We start from the raw sequence: 21,231 nt of genomic DNA on the forward strand, positions 1-21,231 counted from the left end.
CGCAGGTAGCAGAGCTGCACCGCGAAGCCCAGCCGATTGGCCGGGCCGCGCCGCTGCCGGATGATGGAGAGGTCGCTTTCGCTGAACGTGTAGTGACGGATCAACTCATCCTTGGTGTCCGGCAACGCCAGCAGGCTTTCGCGCTCGGCGGCGGAGAGGATCGAACGGCGGGGCATGCGGTTTCCTTCTTCTTGAAAACGTAGGTTTGTGACAAGCCCGCCAAGGCAACCGGCGCGTGTCGTTTTCAGAAGACGACCGCACCATCTGACTGGATGTAACGCCTGGTGTGCATACGGCTCCTGACAGCCCAATATCAGGAGTCGTCTGCACCAATCTCGACTATGCTCAATACTCGTGTGCACCAAAGCGAGGTTTGGGCATGACATCAGACACTCCACCGATTGCCGCGCAAGGCGTGGCCACCCTGCCCGACGAGGCATGGGCGCAAGCCCGGCACCGGACGGAAATCATCGGGCCACTGGCAGCGCTTGAGGTGGTCGGGCATGAAGCCGCCGATGAGGCAGCCCAAGCGCTGGGCCTGTCCCGGCGACAGGTATATGTCCTGATCCGTCGCGCCCGGCAGGGTACTGGCCTGGTAACAGACCTGACGCCCGGCCGATCCGGCGGCGGCAAAGGCAAGGGGCGCTTGCCGGAACCGGTCGAGCGCATCATCCGCGAGCTGCTGCAAAAGCGCTTCCTGACCAAGCAGAAACGCAGCCTGGCGGCGTTCCACCGCGAAGTCGCGCAGGCGTGCAAAACCCAGAAGCTGCCGGTGCCGGCGCGCAACACCGTGGCCCAGCGGATTGCCGGACTACACCCGGCGAAAATAGCCCGCAGCCGGGGCGGGCAGGACGCTGCCCGTCCCTTGCAAGGCGCGGGTGGCATTCCGCCAGAAGTCACCATGCCGCTGGAACAGGTGCAGATCGACCACACCGTCATCGACCTGATCGTGGTCGACGAGCGCGACCGGCAACCGATTGGCCGCCCATATTTGACCCTCGCCATCGACGTGTTCACGCGCTGCGTACTCGGCATGGTGGTCACGCTGGAAGCGCCGTCCGCCGTCTCGGTCGGCCTATGCCTCGCGCATGCCGCCTGCGACAAGCGGCCCTGGCTGGAAGGGCTGAATGTGGAAATGGACTGGCCGATGAGCGGCAAGCCCAGGCTGCTCTATCTGGACAACGCGGCCGAGTTCAAAAGCGAAGCGCTGCGCCGTGGCTGCGAACAGCATGGCATCCGGCTGGACTATCGCCCACCAGGCCAGCCGCACTACGGCGGCATCGTGGAACGGATCATCGGCACGGCGATGCAGATGATCCACGACGAATTACCGGGGACGACCTTCTCCAATCCCGGCCAGCGCGGCGAGTACGATTCCGAGAAGATGGCCACCCTGACGCTGCGCGAGCTGGAGCGCTGGCTCGCGTTGGCGGTAGGCACCTATCACGGCTCCGTGCACAACGGCCTGCTCCAGCCGCCGGCCGCGCGCTGGGCCGAGGCCGTGGAGCGCGTTGGCGTCCCGGCCGTCGTTACCCGCCCCACCGCGTTTTTGGTCGATTTCCTGCCGGTGATCCGCCGCACCCTGACCCGCACCGGCTTTGTCATCGACCACATCCACTACTACGCCGACGCCCTCAAGCCGTGGATTGCCCGGCGCGAGCGCTTGCCCGCCTTCCTGATCCGGCGCGATCCGCGCGACATCAGCCGCATCTGGGTACTGGAACCGGAAGGTCAGCACTATCTGGAGATCCACTACCGCACCTTGTCCCATCCGGCCGTCACCCTCTGGGAACAACGCCAGGCGCTGGCCAAATTGCGTCAGCTCGGGCGCGAGCAGGTGGACGAGTCGGCGCTGTTCCGCATGATCGGGCAGATGCGCGAGATCGTGACCACCGCCCAGAAGGCCACGCGCAAGGCGCGGCGCGACGCTGATCGCCGCCAGCACCTCAAGACGTCGGAGCCACCGGCCAAGCCCATACCGCCGGATGTGGACATGGCTGACCCGCAGGCAGACAACCTGCCGCCGGCCAAACCGTTCGATCAGATCGAGGAGTGGTAGCCGTGGACGAATATCCCGTCATTGACCTGTCCCACCTGCTGCCAGCGGCACAGGGTTTGGCCAGGCTGCCGGCAGACGAGCGCATCCAGCGCATTCGCGCCGACCGCTGGATCGGCTACCCGCGCGCGGTCGAGGCGCTGAACCGGCTGGAAACTCTGTATGCGTGGCCGAACAAGCAACGCATGCCAAACCTGCTGCTGGTCGGCCCCACCAACAACGGCAAGTCGATGATCGTCGAGAAATTCCGGCGGGCGCACCCGGTCGGCACCGACGCTGACCAAGAACATATCCCGGTGCTGGTCGTGCAGATGCCGTCAGAGCCATCGGTGATCCGCTTCTATGTCGCGCTGCTGGCTGCGATGGGCGCGCCGCTGCGCCCGCGCCCACGGCTGCCGGAAATGGAGCAACTGGCGCTGGCCCTGCTGCGCAAGGTCGGCGTGCGCATGCTGGTGATCGACGAACTGCACAATGTACTGGCTGGCAACAGCGTTAACCGGCGCGAGTTCCTCAACCTGCTGCGCTTCCTCGGCAACGAGCTGCGTATCCCCCTGGTCGGGGTCGGCACGCGCGAGGCGTACCTGGCCATCCGTTCGGACGATCAGTTGGAAAACCGCTTCGAGCCGATGCTGCTGCCGCCGTGGGAGGCCAATGAGGACTGCTGCTCGCTGCTGGCCAGCTTCGCGGCGTCACTCCCGCTACGGCGGCCATCCCCGATTGCCACGCTGGACATGGCCCGCTACCTGCTCACCCGGAGCGAAGGCACCATCGGCGAGCTTGCACATCTGCTGGTGGCGGCGGCCGTCGCCGCCGTGGAGAGTGGCGAGGAAGCGATCAACCACCGCACGCTCAGCATGGCCGACTACATCGGCCCCAGTGAGCGGCGGCGACAGTTCGAGCGGGAACTGATGTGAAGTCCGCGCCGCGCTGGCCGCTGCATCCGGCACCCAAGGAAGGCGAAGCCCTGTCCTCATGGCTCAACCGGGTCGCCGCCTGCTACCAGATGGACGTGCACGAGCTGCTGGCCCACGATCTTGGTCACAGCCAACTTGATGACCTGGATACCGCACCATCCTTGTCGTTGCTGACGGCGCTCTGCCAGCGCAGTGGCGTCGAGCTGGAGCGGTTGCGCAGCATGAGTCTTGCAGGCTGGGTGCCGTGGCTGCTCGACAGTCTCGACGATTCGGTACCAGCAGCCTTGGAAACCTATACATTCCAATGCGCGGTGCTCCTGCCCAAGCGCACCCGCAAGGTGCGGTCCATCACTCGCTGGCGTGCCTGGCTACCGAGCCAGACGATTCGCCGGGCGTGTCCGCAGTGTCTGAACGATCCAACGAATCAAGCTGTGCTACTCGTCTGGCAGCTCCCCTTGATGCTGAGCTGCCCGCAGCATGGCTGCTGGCTGGAGTCCTACTGGGGCATGCCCGGCCGGTATCTTCAGTGGGAAATCGCCGATGCTGCGCCGCGCCCTGCCGATGACGCAATCGCCTGCATGGACCGGCGCACCTGGCAGGCGCTGACGACGGGTTTTGTGGAGCTGCCGCGTCGGCGTGTCCACGCCGGCTTGTGGTTCCGGCTGCTGCGCACCCTGCTTGATGAGCTGAACACGCCGCTCTCGCACTGCGGCAGTTGCTCGGCGAGCATCCGCCATGTCTGGGAGCGCTGCGGCCATCCGCTGCGCGCCGGGCAGAGTCTGTGGCGTCCCTACGAGATTCTGGCCCCGGCGGTGCAGTGGCAGATGCTGGAGGCGGCGGCCACCGCCATCACGCTGATCGAGTCAAAGGCGCTGATCCCGCGCGGGGAACAGGCCGCGCTGTTTCAGACGGAGCCGCACACTGGTTTCACCAACGGCCTGCCGGCGAAGGTGCCGAAGCCGGAACCCATCAACCACTGGCAACGAGCAGCCCAGGCCATCGATGAGGCCATCATTGAAGCGCGACACAACCCGGAGACGGCCCGCTTGCTGTTCACACTGGCGTCCTACGGGCGACGCGACCCCGAATCCCTGGAACGTTTGCGCGCCACGTTCACCAAGGAGGGCATCCCGCCGGAGTTTTTGTCACATTACGAGCCTGAATGGCCGTTTGCAGGTCTTAGACTAAATGACGGGTTAAGTGACAGTTTTTGACGGCGAGAACTTTCTGGCTCACACTGTCACATAATCGAACGTATATGTGACAGGTACGACATGCTGATAGGCTACATGCGGGTATCGAAGGCGGACGGCTCCCAGGCTACCGATTTGCAGCGCGACGCGCTGATTGCCGCCGGGGTCGATCCAGTACATCTTTACGAGGACCAGGCATCCGGCATGCGCGAGGATCGGCCCGGCTTGACGAGCTGCCTGAAGGCGTTGCGAACTGGCGACACACTGGTCGTGTGGAAACTGGATCGGCTCGGACGCGACCTGCGACATCTCATCAACACCGTGCACGACCTGACTGGGCGCGGCATCGGCTTGAAGGTATTAACCGGGCACGGCGCGGCCATCGACACCACGACCGCCGCCGGCAAGCTGGTCTTTGGCATCTTCGCCGCCCTGGCCGAGTTCGAGCGCGAGTTGATCGCGGAGCGCACGATTGCCGGCCTAGCCTCGGCCCGCGCGCGCGGGCGGAAAGGCGGCCGGCCGTTCAAGATGACCGCCGCCAAGCTGCGGCTGGCGATGGCGGCAATGGGTCAGCCAGAGACCAAGGTCGGCGACCTGTGCCAGGAACTTGGCGTCACGCGGCAGACCCTGTATCGGCATGTTTCACCCAAGGGTGAGCTACGTCCAGATGGCGAGAAGCTACTCAGCCGAATTTGATGCCGGCATGAGGCAACGTAGCGACAGCGTGGTTTGTCTCAATGGGAAGCGCTCATGATCGATCTTTGAAGGCCCGCAGCAGTCGTGTCACAGACAGGACGAACAAACCGGTCAGCGTGAGGGCTGCGATACCCCAGTACTCTCCGATGAACGCGCCGGCCGTCGTGCCGGCCAGCACAATGGCGAGAATCGGCAAATGGCAGGGACAGGTGAGCACGGCCAGCGCGCCCCACAGGTAGCCGGTGATCGGTTTGTGCGTCTCGGACGGCAAGCGCTCGGGGCTGTTCATGGCAGACTCTCCGCGTGCTGTGCCGGCTCGGTCGGCATGGTGGCCAACTGCACCTCCAGATCGGCCAACGCTTCGCGCCGACGCTCGACGAACTGGCGCAGAACGGCAAGCTGCGCGGCCGCTTCATCGCCGTCCGCAGCATCCAGCGCCCGGCACAGCCGCGCCAGCGCGTCCAGGCCGATGCCCGCCTCGAAGGCCGCCCGCACGAAGCACAGCCGTTGCAAGGCGGCATCATCGAACAGGCCATAGCCGCCCGGGGTGCACGCCACCGGACGCAGCAATCCGCGCAGCAGGTAGTCGCGCACGATATGCACGCTCACCCCGGCATCAAGGGCCAGCCGGGACACGGTGTAGGCGCTCATTGAAAACCTCCTTTTTTTATCCAGCGCAGCAGGAAAGCTGCTTCACGTCCTTGTTGAAGGTCTGCGCCGCAAGCTTCAACCCCTCGACCATTGTCAGGTAGGGGAACAACTGGTCGGCCAGTTCCTGCACCGTCATGCGGTTGCGGATGGCGAGCACCGCCGTCTGGATCAGTTCGCCCGCTTCCGGGGCCACCGCCTGCACGCCGATGAGCCGTCCGCTACCTTCCTCGATGACCAGCTTGATGAAGCCGCGTGTGTCGAAGTTGGCAAGCGCTCGCGGAACGTTGTCGAGTGTCAGCGTGCGACTGTCGGTCTCGATGCCATCGTGGTGCGCTTCCGCCTCGCTGTAGCCCACGGTGGCGACTTGCGGGTCGGTGAACACCACTGCCGGCATCGCGGTCAGATTGAGGGCTGCGTCGCCGCCGGTCATGTTGATCGCGGCACGGGTGCCGGCGGCCGCTGCCACGTAGACGAACTGCGGCTGGTCGGTGCAGTCGCCGGCCGCGTAGATGTTCGGGTTGCTCGTGCGCATGCCTTGGTCGATAACGATGGCCCCTTGCGCATTGACAGTGACCCCCGCCGCGTCCAGCGCGAGGCTGCGCGTATTCGGTGCCCGACCGGTGGCAACCAGCAACTTGTCAGCGCGCAATTCACCGTGTCCGGTGGTCAGCACGAATTCGCCGTTCACATGGGCGACCTGGCTGGCTTGCGTGTGCTCCAGCACCTCGATGCCCTCGGCGCGGAAAGCGGCTGTCACGGCCTCGCCGATGGCCGGGTCTTCCCGGAAGAACAAGGTGCTGCGTGCCAGGATCGTGACCTGGCTGCCGAGCCGGGCAAAGGCTTGCGCCAGTTCCAACGCCACCACCGACGAACCGATCACGGCCAGGCGTGCGGGAATGGTGTCGCTGACAAGCGCTTCGGTGGAAGTCCAGTAGGGTGACTCTTTCAGGCCCGGAATCGGCGGCACGGCCGGACTGGCACCGGTGGCGACCAGGCAGCGGTCGAACGTTACCTCGCGCTCGCCACCCTCGTTCAAACGGACGACCAGGCTCTGGTCGTCCTTGAAACGCGCTTCACCGTGCAAAACGGTGATGGCTGGATTGCCGTCCAGGATGCCTTCGTATTTGGCGTGCCGCAGTTCATCGACACGGGCCTGCTGCTGGGCCAGCAGTTTGCTGCGGTCAATCGCAGGCACAGTTGCCGCAATACCGCCGTCGAACGGACTTTCCCGGCGCAGATGGGCAATATGGGCAGCGCGGATCATGATCTTGGACGGCACACAGCCGATATTGACGCAGGTGCCGCCGATGGTGCCGCGTTCGATCAGCGTGACCGTCGCGCCTTGCTCGACGGCCTTCAGCGCCGCCGCCATCGCGGCCCCGCCGCTGCCAATGATGGCGATATGCAAACCGGCGCCCTCAAGTGCATCACGGATTTTTGGTTCATCTTTGAAATCACCAACCCGGATCGAGCCTTGATAACCCAATGCGGCGATGGCGGCCAGCAGTTGGTTGTGGCTCACGGCGGTGTCTGCCATGACTTGCGCGCGGCTTTCTGGATAGGACACCACAGCGGCATTCACGCCGGGAATCTTTTCCAAAGCATCTTTGACATGGGTGGCGCAGGATGTGCAGGTCATGCCATTCACGGTGATTTCGGTCATTTTTTTACTCCATTGAATTTCGGTGTGCAGCAGGCATCGGCTTGGCGTTTTCGTTGGATGGCGTAGATGGTCAAGCCGATGAAAATCGCCAGCGCAGGCAGCAGCACATAGTCCAGATAGCCGGTCAGCGCGGACAAGCCGACCACACCGAGCAAAATGACCAGAACAGGGGTGAAGCAACACAGCGCCACGAGGGTTGTGCCAATGATGCTGACCCGCAGCAGTGTCTTCGGGTCTTTCATGATCAGTTCTTGACTGATGATGGGTAGCCCGCATCCTCGGTAGCCTTGGTCAGTTTCTGCACGCTGGTCTTGGCATCATCGAAGGTGACCACCGCTTCGCGCGTCTCGAAGGTCACGTCAACTTTACTGACGCCATCGACCTTGGAAATCGCCTTCTTGACAGTGATCGGACAGGCCGAGCAGGTCATGCCCGGTACGGACAGCGTAACGGTCTGGGTGGCGGCCCACACGGGGGCAACAACGGCAGCGAGGGCAAGGGCGGAAAGCAGCTTTTTCATGGTGAACTCCTGTGATCAATAGAAAAATGGCACGACGTAGGGAAATCCGAGCGCGACCAAAACCAGCACGGCCACGCCCCAGAAAATGAGCTTGTAAGTAGCTCGCACTTGGGGAATCGCGCAAACCTCACCCGGTTTGCAGGCGGCTGACGGCCGGTAGATGCGCCGCCAGGCGAAGAACAACGCCACCAGCGCCACGCCGATAAAGATGGGGCGATAGGGTTCCAACACCGTCAAGTTGCCGATCCAAGCGCCGCTGAACCCCAAGGCGATCAGAACCAGCGGCCCGAGGCAGCAAGCCGAGGCGAGGATGGCGGCCAGCCCGCCAGTGAAGAGCGCGCCGCGCCCGTTTTGAGGTTCAGACATACGTTTGTCCTTTCGAATCTGAATTGGATAGCTTAAGCTTACTTCCGTAGTTATGTACGGAGTCAAGCGATATGGAAAACAATTTGGAGAACCTGACCATTGGCGTTTTCGCCAGGACGGCCGGGGTCAATGTGGAGACCATCCGGTTCTATCAGCGCAAGGGCTTGCTCCCGGAACCGGACAAGCCTTACGGCAGCATTCGCCGCTATGGCGAGACGGATGTAACGCGGGTGCGCTTCGTGAAATCAGCCCAGCGGTTGGGCTTCAGCCTGGATGAGATCGCCGAGCTGCTGCGGCTGGAGGATGGCACCCATTGCGAGGAAGCCAGCAGCCTGGCCGAGCACAAGCTCAAGGACGTGCGCGAGAGGATGGCTGACCTGGCGCGCATGGAGGCCGTGCTGTCTGATTTGGTGTGCGCCTGCCATGCGCGGAAGGGGAACGTTTCCTGCCCGCTGATTGCGTCACTGCAAGGGAAGAAAGAACCGCGCAGTGCGGACGCGGTGTAGCCCGAGGGAACTACGCCTTAGCGTGCTTTATTTTCCGTTTTCTGAGGCGACTCCAACGTCAGAAAAGACCGTGCGGTCGACTTTTGATATTTCGTGCTGTCGCCTTCTGAAAGTGACACGCGGCACGGGAATCAAGGCATTGCGATTCTCGAAAATAGTTCTTGAAATTCTATTCTTGATTGCATATCATCTCAACGAGTTTCGATAAGAAAGGATGCGCATGCGACCGTCTGTTGTGCTTGACATGAAGCGAAGCGCAGTGCGTGAAGCGGTAGGCCGCTTTCGCGCCGCGAACCCGCGCGTCTTCGGCTCGGTGCTGCATGGCACCGACCGGGATGGCAGCGACCTCGACCTGTTGGTCGATGCGCTGCCCGGTGCCACGTTGTTGGACTTGGGCGATTTGGAAGAAGAACTGAAATCGCTGCTCGGCGTTGACGTCGATCTGCTGACTCCCGGCGACCTGCCGCCGAAGTTCCGGGCCAAGGTGCTCGCGGAGGCGCAACCGATATGAGCGAGAACCGCCTGCCCGATTACCTCGACCACATTCAGCAGGCCGCAACCGATGCGCGCAGCTTCGTGGAAGGGATGGCCAAGGACGACTTCTTGGCCGACAAGCGCACCCAGCAGGCCGTCATCATGAGCCTGATCGTCATCGGCGAGGCGGCCACAAAGGTGATGGATGGCTACGTCGAGTTCACCCAGGCGCATGCCGACGTGCCGTGGCGCAGCATGCGCAATATGCGTAATCGCATGGCTCACGGCTATTTCGACATCAACCTCGATGTGGTGTGGGAGACGGTACAGGAATGGCTGCCGGCGTTGCTCCAGCAATTGCCCGCCGTGCGTCAGGATGCCGACGATGAAGACCGTAACGACAAAGGCATGGAGCCATGACCAATCAAGCCGCCGATGTTCGGCCCCTCTGGCGTGTTCGATCCCGCGACCTATGAGCCGCGCTCGGGCAAGACCTTCTGGATGGCCGCAACGGACGTGAGTTCGCTGGTGGGCAAGGAGGCAGCAGCCGACACGCTCATCGGCAACTGCACGACCGCACGACCAGCCTCCCGTTCAAATTCGAGTTAGAACTCATATCCAGCCTGTCTGGGGGCACTGTGAAAGAGGGATCTCCGATGACTGTTGAATCGAGAATATTTTCTGTAGCCGAGTATGTTCAGCCGTCCGAAGGCGAGCCTATTCGTTCCGTTGTGCTTGAAACCCGAGACTCAATTATCGTGGTTTGGCATGTCCATCCCGGGCAGGAAATTGCGGCTCACATTCATCCTCACGGCCAAGACACGTGGACTGTTTTGTCGGGAATGGCTGATTACTTTCAGGGCAATGGGATTGTTCGTGCCCTCAGGGAAGGTGAGATAGCCGTGGCAAGACCGGGCCAAGTGCACGGGGCGCGAAATACAGGTACCGAGCCATTTGTGTTCGTCTCGGTTGTGGCATCAGCCAATGCCGGTTTCGTATTGGCTGAGCGATAGAGCCCAATCTCTGGAGTTGGTCCAATGAGCGGTCGGGGAGATAGGTAACAGACATGCAGCGGACACGGCTGCTAAACCAGGTCGCAAACCTCCTTGCGTCGCAGCGTGCCGCAAGCGACGCGATCAATCGAATGGGGTCGGCATGAGACTGAACACCATCCAGTTCCCGACCGCGTAGCCGCCTGTCCTGCCGATCAGGTCTTGACCATCGACGCCTGGGATCAGTCCTGAATGTTCTTGGAGACCACTACGTTATGAGCCGCAGCCGCCGCAAAACACCCATCGTCGGGCACACGACCTGCGGCAGCGAGCGCGAGGACAAGAAGCTCTGGCATCAGCGCTGGCGCACCCGTGAGCGCACGGCGCTGACCAGCGCGTCGCCCGAAGCCCTGAGCGCCCATCTGCCCCTGCTGGAAAACCAGGCCAGCAGCGTCTGGTCGATGGGCAAGGATGGCCGCTCCTACTGGCCCGTCAAGCGCCAGGCCGCCACGGCGGATCGCATCGCCAATCACAAGGGACGCAACCCGCAAGAACGCGCCTCCCTGAAAAAGCGCCTGCTGCGCAAGTGGATGAGCAAATGAAGCTCTCCTTCCATCAGCACATTGCGCTGTTCTGGATGATCGGTGCTCCGGGCGTCTTCGCGCCCGTGATCGAGAACGCCAAGCGGCCCGATGCCGGCGCCGTCATGGCGTGGGGTGTCGCGATCGTGGCGGTGATGATCCTCTTCACCCCTTTGCTGCTGCGCTGTCCACCATTCCGGCGCTGGTATGGCCGGACGGATGCGCTGTCGGAGCGGCAGCGCCAGGCGCTTGCCGAGCGCGGCCTGCGCCGCTACTACCAGACCGCTTTCGATGACGGCTACGTGCCCCGCGTGATGCCCTACGTGTGGCGCATCATCTGGACGGTCGGCGGGTTGATGGCTGTGACCGCCGTACTGCCTACCAACACCGGACGGCCAGCCTTCGATGCCTTGGTGGTCTTCTCGACCTGGTATCCGATAGGCGTGATGCTGCTGGTTTTCGCGTCGAGGCCCCTTGGCCGGTTGATTCGCCAAAGAGCACAGGAGCGGCGGAAATGAGCACGTCAACCATCGAGGCGCTGGCCAGCGCCTGGGCAAGGATTGCCGAGGAAGCGGAATTCCCCGCTGACTACGAGGGGACTGCCACACCACAAGCGCATCGGGCTAGCGAAGCTATTCAGGAGCAGATTCGGGAGCGCATCGTCGCCACCAACGACATGCGGCTGTTCAGCCTGCTGCACCTGCTGGGTCAGGCGTCGCTGCGCATGGAGCAAGCGCTGTGGCCGGAGGATTACGAGCGGATGACGCGCGAGGTTGAGGAAGCCCTGCGGCAAGCCACCGACGCCAACGCCAGATCGTACACCCACGAAGAAGTGATGCAGGCGATGCAGGAACGCATCGACCGGGCGCGAGACAAGCCATGTTGATTGGCTATGCGCGCGTCTCGACGCAGGATCAGAACCTGGAGCTGCAACGCGAAGCCTTGAGCAAGGCCGGATGTAAAAAGGTCTTCGAGGACAAGGTGAGTGGCACGCGGGCAGACCGGCCTGGCTTGGCCAAGACGCTCGAAATGCTGCGCGAAGGCGATACTTTGGTCGTCTGGAAGCTCGACCGGCTGGGCCGGTCGGTCAAGCAACTGGTCGATCTGGTCGGCGATCTGCACAAGCACGGTGTCCAGTTCAGGAGCCTCACCGACTCCATCGACACCGGCACACCATCCGGGCGGTTCTTCTTCCACGTCATGGCGAGCCTTGCCGAAATGGAGCGCGAGCTGACCGTCGAGCGCACCCGCGCCGGGCTGGAAGTCGCCAAGCAGCTCGGCCGCAAAGGCGGCCGCAAGCCGAAGATGACCGACAGCAAGATCGAGTCGGCCAAGAAGCTGCTGGCCAGCGGGGTGCCGCCCAAGGACGTGGCCAAGAACCTCGGCGTGTCCATTCCGACGCTGTACCGCTGGGTGCCAGCCTCCACGCACGCTTAGCGTGCTTTATTTTCCGTTTTCTGAGACGACCCCATCACTGGGAAGTGCTCGACGCACTCAAGCGCCGCGATGGCGCGGCGGCACGGGCGGCCATCTGCCGTGACATTCTCGATGGCAACGAGAAGATGCTCGAGTACATCGAGATGGCGCAGGCGGACTGATTGGCAGTCAATTCGACTGTTGACGAAACATAGATGACCAGTTAGTTTATTAAAACTTTCTCATCACTGGATGTCTCTGTCATGGCTCGCCCGGTCAACCTCGAAGTCAGATCCCGTTTGCTGTCGATTGGCCGCCAGGTGGTTCACAACCGTGGCTTCAACGGCTGCGGCGTCCAGGACATCACCGCCGCTGCCGAGATTCCCAAGGGCTCTTTCTACAACTACTTCGCCAGCAAGGAAGACTTCGCGGCAGAGATCCTCGAGGAATACTGGACCTCGATCGAAACCCGCCACGGGCCGATCTTCTACGACGCCCGGGTCAAGCCGCTGGAGCGCATCGGCCAGTTCTTCCAGGCCCTGGTGCTCGAGCACGGCGAGCATGAATACAGCCTGGGTTGCCTGATTGGCAACCTGTCCCTGGAAATGTCCAATGGCAGCGAACAAACCCGCAAGCGTCTGGCCGATGTGCTGGCGCGCTGGGAAGGTTTGCTCGCGAGCTGCCTGCGTGAAGCGCAGCAGCGCCGCGAACTCTCTGAAACTCACGACGCCGAAGCGCTGGCCAGTGTCATCGTCGAAGGCTGGGAAGGTGCGGTCATGCGCGGCAAGGTCCTGCGCGACGGTGCACCTCTGCAGCGTTTCGTATCGATGGTCTTGCCTCGGCTATTGGAGTGAGTTTTTTTTCCTCATTAATAAGACGACTGGTCATTTATATAAAGCAACATTCACGTCTCATCCACGCAAGCACCCAAGAGGTAAATCGTCATGAGCCATCTGTACGCCGACCCCGCCGAACCCGCACTGCCTGCCACTGGTTTCAAGCTCGACCTGAGCAAAGCCGCCCTGGTGGTCATCGACCCACAGAACGACTTCCTCAGCCCTGCCGGCGCCAGTTGGGCGGTGTTCGGTGAGAGCATCGTCGAGAACAACACCGTCGAAAACCTGGAAAAACTGTTCAAGGCCTTCAAGGCTCACGACCTGCCCGTGGCCGTGTCGCCACACTATTACTACCCGCACGACCACGACTGGCATTTTGGCGGTCCGCTGGAAAAGGTCATGCACAGCATCTGCATGTTCGATCGCAAGGGACCGAACACCCTGGAAAACTTCGAAGGCTCCGGCGCCGATTTCCTCGAGATCTACAAGCCGTACATTCTCGACGGCGAGACCATCATCGCCTCGCCGCACAAGGTCTACGGCCCGGAAACCAACGACCTGGCGCTGCAATTGCGCAAGAAAGGCGTGTCGCAGATCATCCTCGCCGGCATGGCGGCCAACCTTTGCGTGGAATCACACCTGCGCGAACTGCTCGAACAGGGCTTTGAAATAGTCGTGGTACGCGACGCCACCGCCGGCCCGCGCCTGCCGGATGGCGACGGCTACCTGGCGGCCATCATCAATTACCGCTTCCTCGCCCACGGGCTGTGGACCACCGAAGAGACTATCGCGCAACTGCAACCGGCTTGATCGTGCCCGAGCGGCCGGGCATCGCGCCCCCCCGCTCTTTCTCGAGAACCCCCGATGAAAATCCCCGCCCGTTATGAGCATTTCGTTTTCGGCGTCGTTCAATCCGGCCTGACCTGCGCGGTCGCGGCCGCCATCGCCACCACACCCCATGCGCTCGACCTGGCCTTTGCCGGCCGCTGGTTGAACGCGTGGGCGCTGTCGTGGGTATCGATGTTGCCGGTGGTGGTGCTGGCGGCGCCGATGATTCGGCGCGTGGTGAGGCGGATGACGGTGGGCTGAATGACTTGGTTATGACTCACCCAACACACCGCCATCGCGAGCATGCTCGCTCCTACCGGGGGCTTCGGGGCTGCTCGCGACAGGCGCGCAAGCCCGCACCCGACGCACGAAATACTGTGCCCGTTCGCATTTTCGCAATAAACCACTTTTCATCCGCGCATTTGTAGCCGCTTCGTTCACGGACAAGCCGGTACATTAGACCTCCATGGTCCCGCAGAGCGACCGACAACAAAACCTACAGCTCGCCCAAGAAAATCTGCCAACCATTCGGAGTCTTTCCATGAGCACATTGCGCACTACAGCTTTCCAACTCGCGAGTCTGGCCCTGTTCATCGGTAGCGCCACCCAGGCCATGGCCGAGGACATCACGTTCGTATCCCAGGGCGGTGCTTATCAGGAAGCCCAGAGCAAGGCGATCCTGGAGCCTGCGGCGAAAAAGCTCGGTCTGACGCTCAAACAGGACAGCTCGCCCAAGGCCTACCCGATCATCAAGACCCAGGTCGAGAGCGGCAAGGTCACCTGGGACGTGGTGGACCTGCCCACTGGCGACTGCATCCGTGGCGAAGCCGAAGGGCTGTTCGAGAAGCTCGACCTTGCGCTGATTCCCAATGCCGCGCAAATACCCGACAGCCTCAAGGACGAATACAGCGTCGGCTACATCAGCTACTCCACGGTGCTGGCGTATCGCACGGACGCGTTCAAAGGCGCGGACGTACCCAAGACCTGGGCCGACTTCTGGGACACCAAAAAATACCCGGGCCAGCGCTCCCTACGTAACCTGCCACGTCCAACCCTGGAAATCGCGCTGCTGGCCGATGGCGTGCCGATGGACAAGCTCTATCCGCTGGACGTCGATCGCGCCTTCCGCAAGCTTGAGCAGATCAAGCCCGACATCGCCACCTGGTGGACGTCCGGCGGGCAGTCGGCGCAGCTGATCAGCGACGGCGAAGTGGACATGATCCAGGCCTGGAACGGCCGTATCACCGCCGTACAGGCCGCCGGCGCACCCGTGGCATTCGACTACAACCAGGGTGTGCTGGAAACCAACTCGTTGTGCGTCCTCAAAGGCTCGCCGCACAAGGTGGCCGCCATGAAATTCGTCAACGAGGCCATCGATGCCAAACTGCAAGCGGCGTTGCCGATGATCATCGACTACGGCCCGCTCAACCCCGAAGCCTTCAAGACCGGGGTAATCCCGGCCGAGCGCGAGGCCAAGCTGCCTTCCGCACCCGGCAACATCTCGCGCCAGGCCCTGCTCTCGGCGCAATGGTGGGCCTCCGAAGCCGGGGTCAAGGCCGAAGAACGCTGGTTGTCCTTCGTCCAGAAAAAATAGCCATCGGCCGTTGCTGCGCCGCAGGCCAGAGGCCTCGGCGCAGGACATGCCGTCTGCCCCCGCGATTTCGACATAAAGCGCTTGCGCACCGGTCAATTGCGTCCACTTCATTCGTTGGCATCCCGGTACATTAGGCCTGAGGGTCCCGCAGAGTGACCTGTGCAGACAACTCGCGCTCGCCTCAAGTACCTGCCCACCATTGGGAGTTCTTCACATGACATTACCCGAGCACCGCACCCTGCTGTCCGCCAGGACGACTGCCACCGCCAGCGCTACCCGTCAGTGCTGGATACCCTCCAGCACTGCGCAGTGACGAGAGGTCATCATGTCCAACGCCTATCTCGCCAAATCCATGCCCGACTCCAGCGACCAGCAGCACCAGCCGCCCATGACCAGCGAAGACGCCCTGGCCCGTGAAGAACGCAAGGAGCACACCTCCATGCTGTTGCTGCTCACCCCGGCGCTGGTCATGGTCGTGGTGCTGTTGATCATGCCGCTGTGCTGGCTGGCCTTTCAGTCGGTCCAGACCGAGGAAGGGTTTTCCCTGGCCAACTACATCCGGATTTTCCAGGAAAGCATTTACTGGGACACCTTCGCCCTGACCTTCAAGATCAGTTTCCTGGTGACGATCCTGTCGATCGTCATGGGCTTCCCCATTGCCTACGCCGCTTCGCGCCTGCAGGGTTTCTGGGCCAACCTGATTCTGATCTGCGTGATCCTGCCGTTCTGGACCAGCGTGCTGGTGCGGGCCTATGCCTGGCTGGTGCTCCTGCAACGCCGCGGACTGGTCAATCAGACGCTGATGGACCTTGGCATCATCGACCAACCCCTGACGCTGATGCACAACACCACTGGCACGGTAATCGGCACCCTGCACGTCATGCTGCCCTTTATGGTCCTGCCGCTGTATTCGGTGATGAAAAAAATCCCCCAGGACCTCATGCAAGCGTCCGAGAGCCTTGGCGCCAAACCCTTCTACACCTTCCGCCGGGTCTTCCTGCCGATGGCAGCGCCGGGGGTCATGGCCGGTTCCATCCTGGTGTTCGTCATCTGCCTAGGCTTCTTCATCACCCCGGAACTGCTCGGCGGTGGCCGCACGATCCTGGTGTCGATGCTGGTGCAACGCAACGTCGAGCTCTATCACGCCTGGGGCGCAGCCAGCGCAGTCGGCCTGGTGCTGCTGTTTGTGGTGTTCCTGATCTTCTGGGGCATCAATCGCTTCATCCCCATCGAACGCATCCTGGGAGCGCGCTAAATGAACCTGCTTGCCAACCTGCGTCACCTTCGCCTGTCCCACGTGCTGTTCACGGTGCTGGTCGCGGCGATCCTGCTGTACCTGATCATCCCGGTGCTGATCGTGGTACCCATGTCGTTCTCCGAGGCGCGCTTCCTGCAATTCCCTCCCAAGCAATGGTCCTTCCACTGGTACGAGGCGTTCTTCAACAGCGTGGAGTGGATGTCGGCGGCGCGGGTCAGTCTGATCACGGCATTTTTCACCATGGCCATCAGCCTGCCGATTGGTATGGCGGCCGCCTACGCCATCAACAACTCCAGCCTGAAGGTGGTGCGTACGCTGCAGATCATCCTGCTGCTGCCGATGATGGTGCCCATCATCCTGATCGCCGCCGGCGTGTTCTTCGTTTACGCCCGGGTCGGCCTGATCAGCACGCTGACCGGCCTGGTGCTGGCGCACATCATGCTCGCCTTGCCCTACGTGATCATCGCGCTGCTGGCCGGTCTGCGTAACTTCGACATGTCCCAGGAAATGGTGGCGCGCAGCCTGGGCATGAACCGCTTTCGCGCCTTCATGGCCGTGACCCTGCCGCAGATCAAGCCCAGTGTGGTCTCGGCGACACTGTTCGCCTTCATCACCTCGCTGGATGAAACTGTGGTGGCGCTGTTCATCTCCGGCGGCGACAACCAGACTCTGACCAAGCGCATGTTCACGGCGCTGCGCGACGAGATCGATCCGACCATTGCCGCTATCAGTTCGATCCTGATCCTGGCGTCGCTGATCCTGGTGGTGATTGCCGGTCGCAACAAACAATAACCAACAACGCACTCCCCCTCTGCAAACACACTTGCCCGCCATTGCGGGCAAGTGTGTTTTTGCGTCCTGACCACGCACGCCCATGCCGACGTGCAGCCCAGCACAGCCTGCCGTCACACGGCTTAATTCAGCATCTATCACCCGTGTCCAGGCCCATCTCGGGGGAACCGCAGAATTCGGAAAAAATCGTACGCTAAGCTAACGGTGTTCTCGTGACAGCTCTTTGACTAGGCTTTCTAAGGCCATTCTGATAGCCCTGACTTCCTGAAAAGCCATGGCTAAAATTTGTGCGGCTAAAAGGGATAACCGATGGTAAAGTAAGTTATCCCTGTCGAGATACTGAAAAGCGTTATCCTCGTTTTTCCCAAAACTGTTTTGCCAGTTCGCTCAGAGCGCTAGTTAACTGAGCGACAGATTTCGCACTTTGCAAATTATTCTGCCCGGTCTGTACATTGGTATCAGCAGCATCGCGTATATTGATAATACTGCGGTTTATGTCTTCACTTACTGCTCCCTGCTGCTCGACCGCAGTCGCTATTTGCGCGTTCATGTCGGTAATTTCGTTAACGCGTTGGCCAATTCCATCAAGAGCTGTAGCTGCTTCCTCTGCGTGAGCTACACTCGTGTGCGCTTGCCGACTACTTTGCTCCATGACTGTAACAGCGGATTGCGCTCGCTCTTGTAGAGCGCTGATCATGCTTTGAATATCCGTTGTCGATTGCTGTGTGCGAGCAGCAAGACTGCGAACCTCATCGGCGACAACAGCAAAACCACGCCCCTGCTCACCAGCACGCGCGGCCTCAATTGCTGCGTTGAGTGCCAACAAATTCGTTTGCTCGGCGATCCCTCGTATAACGTCAAGAACTTTTGATATCTCGTTACTTTGACCTTCAAGCTCATGAATAACCTGAGCGGCTTGCCTAATTTCACCTTCAGGGGCAGTGATTGACTGGCTTGTGTGGGCTACCAGACGCTGGCCAGATGCCGTCTCAGTGTCTGCTCTTCCGGCCGCATCTGCAGCATGCTGTGCATTGCTCGCAACCTCTTGAATGCTTGCCGCCATTTGGTTTACTGCCGTTGCTATTTGATCTGTCTCTGCCTGCTGCTCAACTGTAAGTACATTGCTTGACTCAATATCCTTTAGTAGGCCTCGGGTGTGTTCGCTAAGCCGATTTGATGCATCACCTATGCGACCTACTATGGCGCCTGTTTCAGCTTGCATCATTCGTAAAGCAAACTCTATTTGGCCAAACTCATCGGTGCGCCCAGTGTAGAGGGATTGACTTAATGGGTTATTGGAAATATTCCTGGCTCTTTCAACCAGTCTTCCAAGAGGAGAGAGAATAGCCAAAACACTAACAGAGCTTAAGCTTCCTGACATTAAAGTGGGCGGTTACAGGAGCTGAGTGCAACACGGTTATTGAATTGAAGCTGGAGCATCATGCCGCATAGCCATAGCTTCCTGCATCACCTCGTCCATAACCTCGATCGGACACTTGAAGTCGAAGCGCTTACGGGGGCGCATGTTCAGTTGCAGTGCGATGGCATCCAGTTCCTCCTGGCTATGCACCGACAAGTCCGTGCCTTTGGGCAGGTACTGGCGGATCAGGCCATTGATGTTTTCGTTACTGCCGCGCTGCCAAGGGCTGTGCGGGTCGCAGAAGTAAATCGCCACCCCGGTCTGCTGGGTGATTTCAGCATGCCGCGCCATTTCTCGGCCCTGGTCGTAGGTCATGCTCTTGCGCATCGCCAGCGGCATGCCATTGAGCGCTGCACTGAAGCCTTCCATCGCCGAGGTCGCCGTCGCGTCGTTCATCTTCACCAGCATCAGGTAGCCACTGGTGCGCTCCACCAGCGTACCTACAGACGAGGCGTTGGCCTTGCCCTTGATCAGGTCGCCTTCCCAATGCCCTGGCATCAGTCGGTCTTCGATCTCCGGCGGACGTACATGAATACTGACCCTCTCAGGGATCTGACCGCGCCGATCCACGCCGCCAGAGCGCGGCCTGCGCATCGTCTTGCTTTGGCGCAGGCAGATGATCAGCTCTTTACGCAGCTCGCCGACTGGCAAGGCATAGATCGCGTTATAGATCGTCTCGCGACAGACGTAGGCATCTCTGAGGCTGGGAATATTCATGCTGCGCAGCTTGCCGGCAATCTGCTCGGGAGACAAACGCTCACGCAGCATATGCGCCACCAATTCGAAGCGCTCGCTACCCGGCAACAGCTTTTGCTTCGGTCGACACACCTGACGGCGGGCCTGCATCTGCTGCTGGGCCACGCGGGCCGAGTAGCCGCCACAGGCATCTCGATTGCGGCGCAGCTCCCGGCTGATGGTCGAAGGGGATCGGTTGATCAAGCAGGCAATCCCGCGCAGGCTGAAACCTTGGGCATGACCGATTTGAATGGTGGCGCGCTCTTCAACGCTGAGTTCGGAATAAGACATAGGGACAGCACCGTACCGGAAAGGTCAGGTGTTGCACTCAGTTTTCGCCGCCGCCCCCTTATTATCACTGCGAGGTGAATAGCTTTTCTGCCAATTGATTATGCCAATGCGATTCTCTTCGCCGAAGATTTCGTCCATGAGCATGCCAAGTCTAAATAGTTCCCTATGATCAATACAGATAGCCATAACCCCGCCTGGGGTTAGCATCTCACGCATCATCCAGATTCTGGGTGTCATGAAGCGCAACCATTTGCTGTGCTTGGACCCATCATCTTTAGGAACTACATCGCCGAGATCTGGATCGTTTGGATCCTTGTCCCACTTGTCGTTATAGCGGAAGTCCTCGCCGGTGTTGTACGGCGGGTCTGTTACTACAAGATCAACTTGACCACGATATTTATAGAGCGTGACCATCGCAGAAAGGTTTTCACCGTCCCAGATCTCATTCTCTGACTGGGCGGTTTCCTCTCCAAAGGATACTTTCTTGATAATACGATGCAGCTTCGGCTTGACCTGGCGGATGATCTGCCAGGGAGCAGCCCGCCCGGTGTAACTCATAACGATGCCATTCTTGCCAGCATCGGCAAGCGCCGCATCATGCTCCTGCAGCATACGGACCAAGGCGGCCCTCGGCAGTTGTTCGTAATCCATGCTTGCCCCTTGAATTCGTGCGGCGGCACCGAAAAGCTGAAAATTCTAGTACCGCTCGTGGATGCTTCACCATCCCTAGGGTGGCGAGTGTACTTGTGAACGTATTGATTTGGCTGTTAAACCGTTGAAAAAGACGGATCAACTGAGTTCCAAACGGGCTGCGTACTGGCTGGCAGATGCGAATCCGGCGCACGCCGCTCCCTTCTGGGCTCAAGCCCGCGAAGCGGGCATAAAGAACCCGGCCGAGGCCGGGATCCTTATGGGCTTATGGGCCGGCGTATTGGTCTGCCCAGTCCAAAGCCGGTGCCACGGGAGCTTGCACCTCCTGAGGCCAGGTTTTGGAGCCCACTGCAAATCGCCCGTAACCCATTAAAAGATAGCTGGGCATCCGACGAAAAGAGCACCAAGGCACCATTACCCTTGAGCTACAGCGCCGCTACGGGGCACCAGTTTGATTTCAACGCGGCGATTTTGGGCGCGACCCTCGGCGGTGTCGTTGGGGGCAATGGGCGAGCTGGAGCCTGCACCAAAGGTTTGCAGGCGCGAAGGATCGACGCCATTGCTGCGCAAAGAGAAAAAGGGGACTGATTTATGTGCGCCAGGCAAAGCTTGGTCGCCTGGGAATGACGGCGCAAGCCGTCACGAAATGGCGTAAGAAACCCAGCGGGTATGACCCCCGCCCGGTAAAGGTTAGCCACCGACCGGAAGCGAGTCTTGCGTGGTGACCGGGTAACCGGCGCTGCGAAGCGTAGACAGCAGAAAAGGGGATTTATTTTCCCTACTCTAAAACGGCCGCTG

Annotated in this window: 28 protein-coding genes and 1 pseudogene; 18 read left to right on the top strand and 11 right to left on the bottom strand. The window is 60.9% G+C overall.

The features are described 5' to 3' along the window. On the bottom strand, positions 1 to 176 hold a 176-nt coding region (locus N5J71_RS20475; RefSeq protein WP_117048546.1), incomplete at its 3' end, for a DUF4158 domain-containing protein. Between the two features lie 203 nt (positions 177 to 379). Here N5J71_RS20475 and N5J71_RS20480 point away from each other — a divergent pair. From N5J71_RS20480 to N5J71_RS20495, 4 genes are read left to right on the top strand one after another with little or no spacing between them, the layout of a single operon-like run. Continuing rightward, entirely contained in the window at positions 380 to 2,059 is a 1,680-nt protein-coding gene (locus N5J71_RS20480; protein ID WP_003465068.1) for a TnsB C-terminal domain-containing protein, read from the top strand. A gap of 2 nt (positions 2,060 to 2,061) precedes the next feature. Next, positions 2,062 to 2,970, top strand: coding sequence for a TniB family NTP-binding protein (locus N5J71_RS20485; RefSeq protein ID WP_003465065.1), 909 nt, complete (start codon positions 2,062 to 2,064; stop codon positions 2,968 to 2,970). Continuing rightward, positions 2,967 to 4,184 (top strand): TniQ family protein, encoded by a 1,218-nt coding sequence (locus tag N5J71_RS20490; RefSeq protein WP_003465063.1) that lies wholly within the window; start codon positions 2,967 to 2,969, stop codon positions 4,182 to 4,184. The genes N5J71_RS20485 and N5J71_RS20490 overlap by 4 nt, the downstream gene beginning before the upstream one ends. A gap of 60 nt (positions 4,185 to 4,244) precedes the next feature. Next, positions 4,245 to 4,859, top strand: a complete 615-nt coding sequence (locus N5J71_RS20495; protein WP_000904941.1) for a recombinase family protein — start codon at positions 4,245 to 4,247, stop codon at positions 4,857 to 4,859. 52 nt (positions 4,860 to 4,911) lie between these two features. Here N5J71_RS20495 and merE read toward each other — a convergent pair whose 3' ends face one another. The 6 genes from merE to merT are packed head-to-tail and all read right to left on the bottom strand — an operon-like array spanning position 4,912 to position 8,059. After that, positions 4,912 to 5,148: a broad-spectrum mercury transporter MerE gene (gene merE / locus N5J71_RS20500; protein ID WP_001087809.1), complete on the bottom strand. Its 237-nt coding sequence runs from the start codon at positions 5,146 to 5,148 to the stop codon at positions 4,912 to 4,914. Next, complete coding sequence (gene merD, locus N5J71_RS20505; RefSeq protein ID WP_003465059.1) at positions 5,145 to 5,510, bottom strand: mercury resistance co-regulator MerD; 366 nt, start codon at positions 5,508 to 5,510, stop codon at positions 5,145 to 5,147. Before merD ends, merE begins: the two co-directional genes overlap by 4 nt. A gap of 16 nt (positions 5,511 to 5,526) precedes the next feature. Continuing rightward, on the bottom strand, positions 5,527 to 7,173 hold the full coding sequence (merA, locus tag N5J71_RS20510) for a mercury(II) reductase (RefSeq protein WP_000136268.1): 1,647 nt from the start codon (positions 7,171 to 7,173) through the stop codon (positions 5,527 to 5,529). After that, entirely contained in the window at positions 7,170 to 7,415 is a 246-nt protein-coding gene (gene merF, locus N5J71_RS20515) for a mercury resistance system transport protein MerF (protein WP_000654684.1), read from the bottom strand. The genes merA and merF overlap by 4 nt, the downstream gene beginning before the upstream one ends. 2 nt (positions 7,416 to 7,417) lie before the next feature. Beyond that, on the bottom strand, positions 7,418 to 7,693 hold the full coding sequence (merP, locus tag N5J71_RS20520; RefSeq protein WP_000735441.1) for a mercury resistance system periplasmic binding protein MerP: 276 nt from the start codon (positions 7,691 to 7,693) through the stop codon (positions 7,418 to 7,420). Positions 7,694 to 7,708: 15 nt separating this feature from the next. Then, entirely contained in the window at positions 7,709 to 8,059 is a 351-nt protein-coding gene (merT, locus tag N5J71_RS20525) for a mercuric ion transporter MerT (RefSeq protein ID WP_001294667.1), read from the bottom strand. A gap of 71 nt (positions 8,060 to 8,130) precedes the next feature. On the opposite strand from merT, the gene merR reads away from it, so the two are divergent. The 14 genes from merR (at position 8,131) to N5J71_RS20600 (ending at position 17,336) form a co-directional block, all read left to right on the top strand. After that, positions 8,131 to 8,565 carry a mercury resistance transcriptional regulator MerR gene (merR, locus tag N5J71_RS20530; protein WP_000429838.1) on the top strand — a complete coding sequence of 145 codons (435 nt, stop codon included), beginning with the start codon at positions 8,131 to 8,133 and terminating at the stop codon, positions 8,563 to 8,565. A 244-nt stretch (positions 8,566 to 8,809) separates the two neighbouring features. Then, positions 8,810 to 9,076: a nucleotidyltransferase family protein gene (locus N5J71_RS20535; protein ID WP_016487057.1), complete on the top strand. Its 267-nt coding sequence runs from the start codon at positions 8,810 to 8,812 to the stop codon at positions 9,074 to 9,076. Continuing rightward, entirely contained in the window at positions 9,073 to 9,459 is a 387-nt protein-coding gene (locus N5J71_RS20540; protein ID WP_003100872.1) for a HepT-like ribonuclease domain-containing protein, read from the top strand. The genes N5J71_RS20535 and N5J71_RS20540 overlap by 4 nt, the downstream gene beginning before the upstream one ends. A 236-nt stretch (positions 9,460 to 9,695) precedes the next feature. Beyond that, positions 9,696 to 10,052 carry a cupin domain-containing protein gene (locus N5J71_RS20545; protein ID WP_003465043.1) on the top strand — a complete coding sequence of 119 codons (357 nt, stop codon included), beginning with the start codon at positions 9,696 to 9,698 and terminating at the stop codon, positions 10,050 to 10,052. A 254-nt stretch (positions 10,053 to 10,306) separates the two neighbouring features. Further along, positions 10,307 to 10,633 (top strand): hypothetical protein, encoded by a 327-nt coding sequence (locus tag N5J71_RS20550; protein WP_003100858.1) that lies wholly within the window; start codon positions 10,307 to 10,309, stop codon positions 10,631 to 10,633. After that, on the top strand, positions 10,630 to 11,130 hold the full coding sequence (locus tag N5J71_RS20555) for a hypothetical protein (RefSeq protein WP_003100856.1): 501 nt from the start codon (positions 10,630 to 10,632) through the stop codon (positions 11,128 to 11,130). The genes N5J71_RS20550 and N5J71_RS20555 overlap by 4 nt, the downstream gene beginning before the upstream one ends. Then, the gene (locus N5J71_RS20560) at positions 11,127 to 11,498 is read left to right on the top strand and encodes a hypothetical protein (RefSeq protein WP_003100853.1); all 372 of its coding nucleotides are present in this window, start codon (positions 11,127 to 11,129) and stop codon (positions 11,496 to 11,498) included. The genes N5J71_RS20555 and N5J71_RS20560 overlap by 4 nt, the downstream gene beginning before the upstream one ends. After that, positions 11,492 to 12,049, top strand: a complete 558-nt coding sequence (locus N5J71_RS20565; protein WP_003100847.1) for a recombinase family protein — start codon at positions 11,492 to 11,494, stop codon at positions 12,047 to 12,049. The genes N5J71_RS20560 and N5J71_RS20565 overlap by 7 nt, the downstream gene beginning before the upstream one ends. A 242-nt stretch (positions 12,050 to 12,291) precedes the next feature. Continuing rightward, positions 12,292 to 12,882, top strand: coding sequence for a TetR/AcrR family transcriptional regulator (locus N5J71_RS20575; RefSeq protein ID WP_003465041.1), 591 nt, complete (start codon positions 12,292 to 12,294; stop codon positions 12,880 to 12,882). 90 nt (positions 12,883 to 12,972) lie between these two features. Further along, entirely contained in the window at positions 12,973 to 13,674 is a 702-nt protein-coding gene (locus N5J71_RS20580; RefSeq protein ID WP_003465039.1) for a cysteine hydrolase family protein, read from the top strand. A 54-nt stretch (positions 13,675 to 13,728) separates the two neighbouring features. Next, positions 13,729 to 13,953, top strand: a complete 225-nt coding sequence (locus N5J71_RS20585) for a DUF2798 domain-containing protein (RefSeq protein WP_003465037.1) — start codon at positions 13,729 to 13,731, stop codon at positions 13,951 to 13,953. A gap of 280 nt (positions 13,954 to 14,233) precedes the next feature. Then, positions 14,234 to 15,286: an ABC transporter substrate-binding protein gene (locus N5J71_RS20590; RefSeq protein WP_003465034.1), complete on the top strand. Its 1,053-nt coding sequence runs from the start codon at positions 14,234 to 14,236 to the stop codon at positions 15,284 to 15,286. A 325-nt stretch (positions 15,287 to 15,611) separates the two neighbouring features. Further along, on the top strand, positions 15,612 to 16,541 hold the full coding sequence (locus N5J71_RS20595; protein ID WP_003465031.1) for an ABC transporter permease: 930 nt from the start codon (positions 15,612 to 15,614) through the stop codon (positions 16,539 to 16,541). Next, complete coding sequence (locus N5J71_RS20600) at positions 16,542 to 17,336, top strand: ABC transporter permease (RefSeq protein WP_003465028.1); 795 nt, start codon at positions 16,542 to 16,544, stop codon at positions 17,334 to 17,336. Between the two features lie 349 nt (positions 17,337 to 17,685). Here the strand turns inward: N5J71_RS20600 and N5J71_RS20605 are convergent, their stop codons facing one another. The 4 genes and pseudogenes from N5J71_RS20605 to N5J71_RS20620 all read right to left on the bottom strand — a co-directional run. Beyond that, positions 17,686 to 18,717, bottom strand: coding sequence for a methyl-accepting chemotaxis protein (locus N5J71_RS20605; protein WP_074183340.1), 1,032 nt, complete (start codon positions 18,715 to 18,717; stop codon positions 17,686 to 17,688). Positions 18,718 to 18,753: 36 nt separating this feature from the next. Continuing rightward, positions 18,754 to 19,782 carry an IS30 family transposase gene (locus N5J71_RS20610; RefSeq protein WP_003465026.1) on the bottom strand — a complete coding sequence of 343 codons (1,029 nt, stop codon included), beginning with the start codon at positions 19,780 to 19,782 and terminating at the stop codon, positions 18,754 to 18,756. Between the two features lie 24 nt (positions 19,783 to 19,806). Further along, the gene (locus N5J71_RS20615) at positions 19,807 to 20,433 is read right to left on the bottom strand and encodes a DNA methyltransferase (RefSeq protein WP_003465024.1); all 627 of its coding nucleotides are present in this window, start codon (positions 20,431 to 20,433) and stop codon (positions 19,807 to 19,809) included. A 414-nt stretch (positions 20,434 to 20,847) separates the two neighbouring features. Beyond that, positions 20,848 to 21,003: pseudogene (locus N5J71_RS20620) on the bottom strand (OmpA family protein); the annotation flags it as partial. Positions 21,004 to 21,231: the final 228 nt, after the last annotated feature.

Source organism: Ectopseudomonas oleovorans (genome assembly GCF_029845265.1).
Taxonomy (GTDB): Bacteria; Pseudomonadota; Gammaproteobacteria; order Pseudomonadales; family Pseudomonadaceae; genus Aquipseudomonas; species Aquipseudomonas oleovorans.

Bases quoted from the DNA above. Each gene is read 5' to 3' on its own strand.
- N5J71_RS20585 (WP_003465037.1), top strand. From the start codon at position 13,729: ATGAAAATCCCCGCCCGTTATGAGCATTTCGTTTTCGGCGTCGTTCAA.
- N5J71_RS20495 (WP_000904941.1), top strand. From the start codon at position 4,245: ATGCTGATAGGCTACATGCGGGTATCGAAGGCGGACGGCTCCCAGGCT.
- merR (WP_000429838.1), top strand. From the start codon at position 8,131: ATGGAAAACAATTTGGAGAACCTGACCATTGGCGTTTTCGCCAGGACG.
- N5J71_RS20545 (WP_003465043.1), top strand. From the start codon at position 9,696: ATGACTGTTGAATCGAGAATATTTTCTGTAGCCGAGTATGTTCAGCCG.
- N5J71_RS20595 (WP_003465031.1), top strand. From the start codon at position 15,612: ATGTCCAACGCCTATCTCGCCAAATCCATGCCCGACTCCAGCGACCAG.
- N5J71_RS20575 (WP_003465041.1), top strand. From the start codon at position 12,292: ATGGCTCGCCCGGTCAACCTCGAAGTCAGATCCCGTTTGCTGTCGATT.
- N5J71_RS20605 (WP_074183340.1), bottom strand. From the start codon at position 18,717: ATGTCAGGAAGCTTAAGCTCTGTTAGTGTTTTGGCTATTCTCTCTCCT.
- N5J71_RS20600 (WP_003465028.1), top strand. From the start codon at position 16,542: ATGAACCTGCTTGCCAACCTGCGTCACCTTCGCCTGTCCCACGTGCTG.
- merD (WP_003465059.1), bottom strand. From the start codon at position 5,510: ATGAGCGCCTACACCGTGTCCCGGCTGGCCCTTGATGCCGGGGTGAGC.
- N5J71_RS20580 (WP_003465039.1), top strand. From the start codon at position 12,973: ATGAGCCATCTGTACGCCGACCCCGCCGAACCCGCACTGCCTGCCACT.
- merT (WP_001294667.1), bottom strand. From the start codon at position 8,059: ATGTCTGAACCTCAAAACGGGCGCGGCGCGCTCTTCACTGGCGGGCTG.
- merF (WP_000654684.1), bottom strand. From the start codon at position 7,415: ATGAAAGACCCGAAGACACTGCTGCGGGTCAGCATCATTGGCACAACC.
- merP (WP_000735441.1), bottom strand. From the start codon at position 7,693: ATGAAAAAGCTGCTTTCCGCCCTTGCCCTCGCTGCCGTTGTTGCCCCC.
- merA (WP_000136268.1), bottom strand. From the start codon at position 7,173: ATGACCGAAATCACCGTGAATGGCATGACCTGCACATCCTGCGCCACC.
- N5J71_RS20555 (WP_003100856.1), top strand. From the start codon at position 10,630: ATGAAGCTCTCCTTCCATCAGCACATTGCGCTGTTCTGGATGATCGGT.
- N5J71_RS20550 (WP_003100858.1), top strand. From the start codon at position 10,307: ATGAGCCGCAGCCGCCGCAAAACACCCATCGTCGGGCACACGACCTGC.
- N5J71_RS20560 (WP_003100853.1), top strand. From the start codon at position 11,127: ATGAGCACGTCAACCATCGAGGCGCTGGCCAGCGCCTGGGCAAGGATT.
- N5J71_RS20565 (WP_003100847.1), top strand. From the start codon at position 11,492: ATGTTGATTGGCTATGCGCGCGTCTCGACGCAGGATCAGAACCTGGAG.
- N5J71_RS20615 (WP_003465024.1), bottom strand. From the start codon at position 20,433: ATGGATTACGAACAACTGCCGAGGGCCGCCTTGGTCCGTATGCTGCAG.
- N5J71_RS20590 (WP_003465034.1), top strand. From the start codon at position 14,234: ATGAGCACATTGCGCACTACAGCTTTCCAACTCGCGAGTCTGGCCCTG.
- N5J71_RS20535 (WP_016487057.1), top strand. From the start codon at position 8,810: ATGAAGCGAAGCGCAGTGCGTGAAGCGGTAGGCCGCTTTCGCGCCGCG.
- merE (WP_001087809.1), bottom strand. From the start codon at position 5,148: ATGAACAGCCCCGAGCGCTTGCCGTCCGAGACGCACAAACCGATCACC.
- N5J71_RS20540 (WP_003100872.1), top strand. From the start codon at position 9,073: ATGAGCGAGAACCGCCTGCCCGATTACCTCGACCACATTCAGCAGGCC.
- N5J71_RS20610 (WP_003465026.1), bottom strand. From the start codon at position 19,782: ATGTCTTATTCCGAACTCAGCGTTGAAGAGCGCGCCACCATTCAAATC.
- N5J71_RS20480 (WP_003465068.1), top strand. From the start codon at position 380: ATGACATCAGACACTCCACCGATTGCCGCGCAAGGCGTGGCCACCCTG.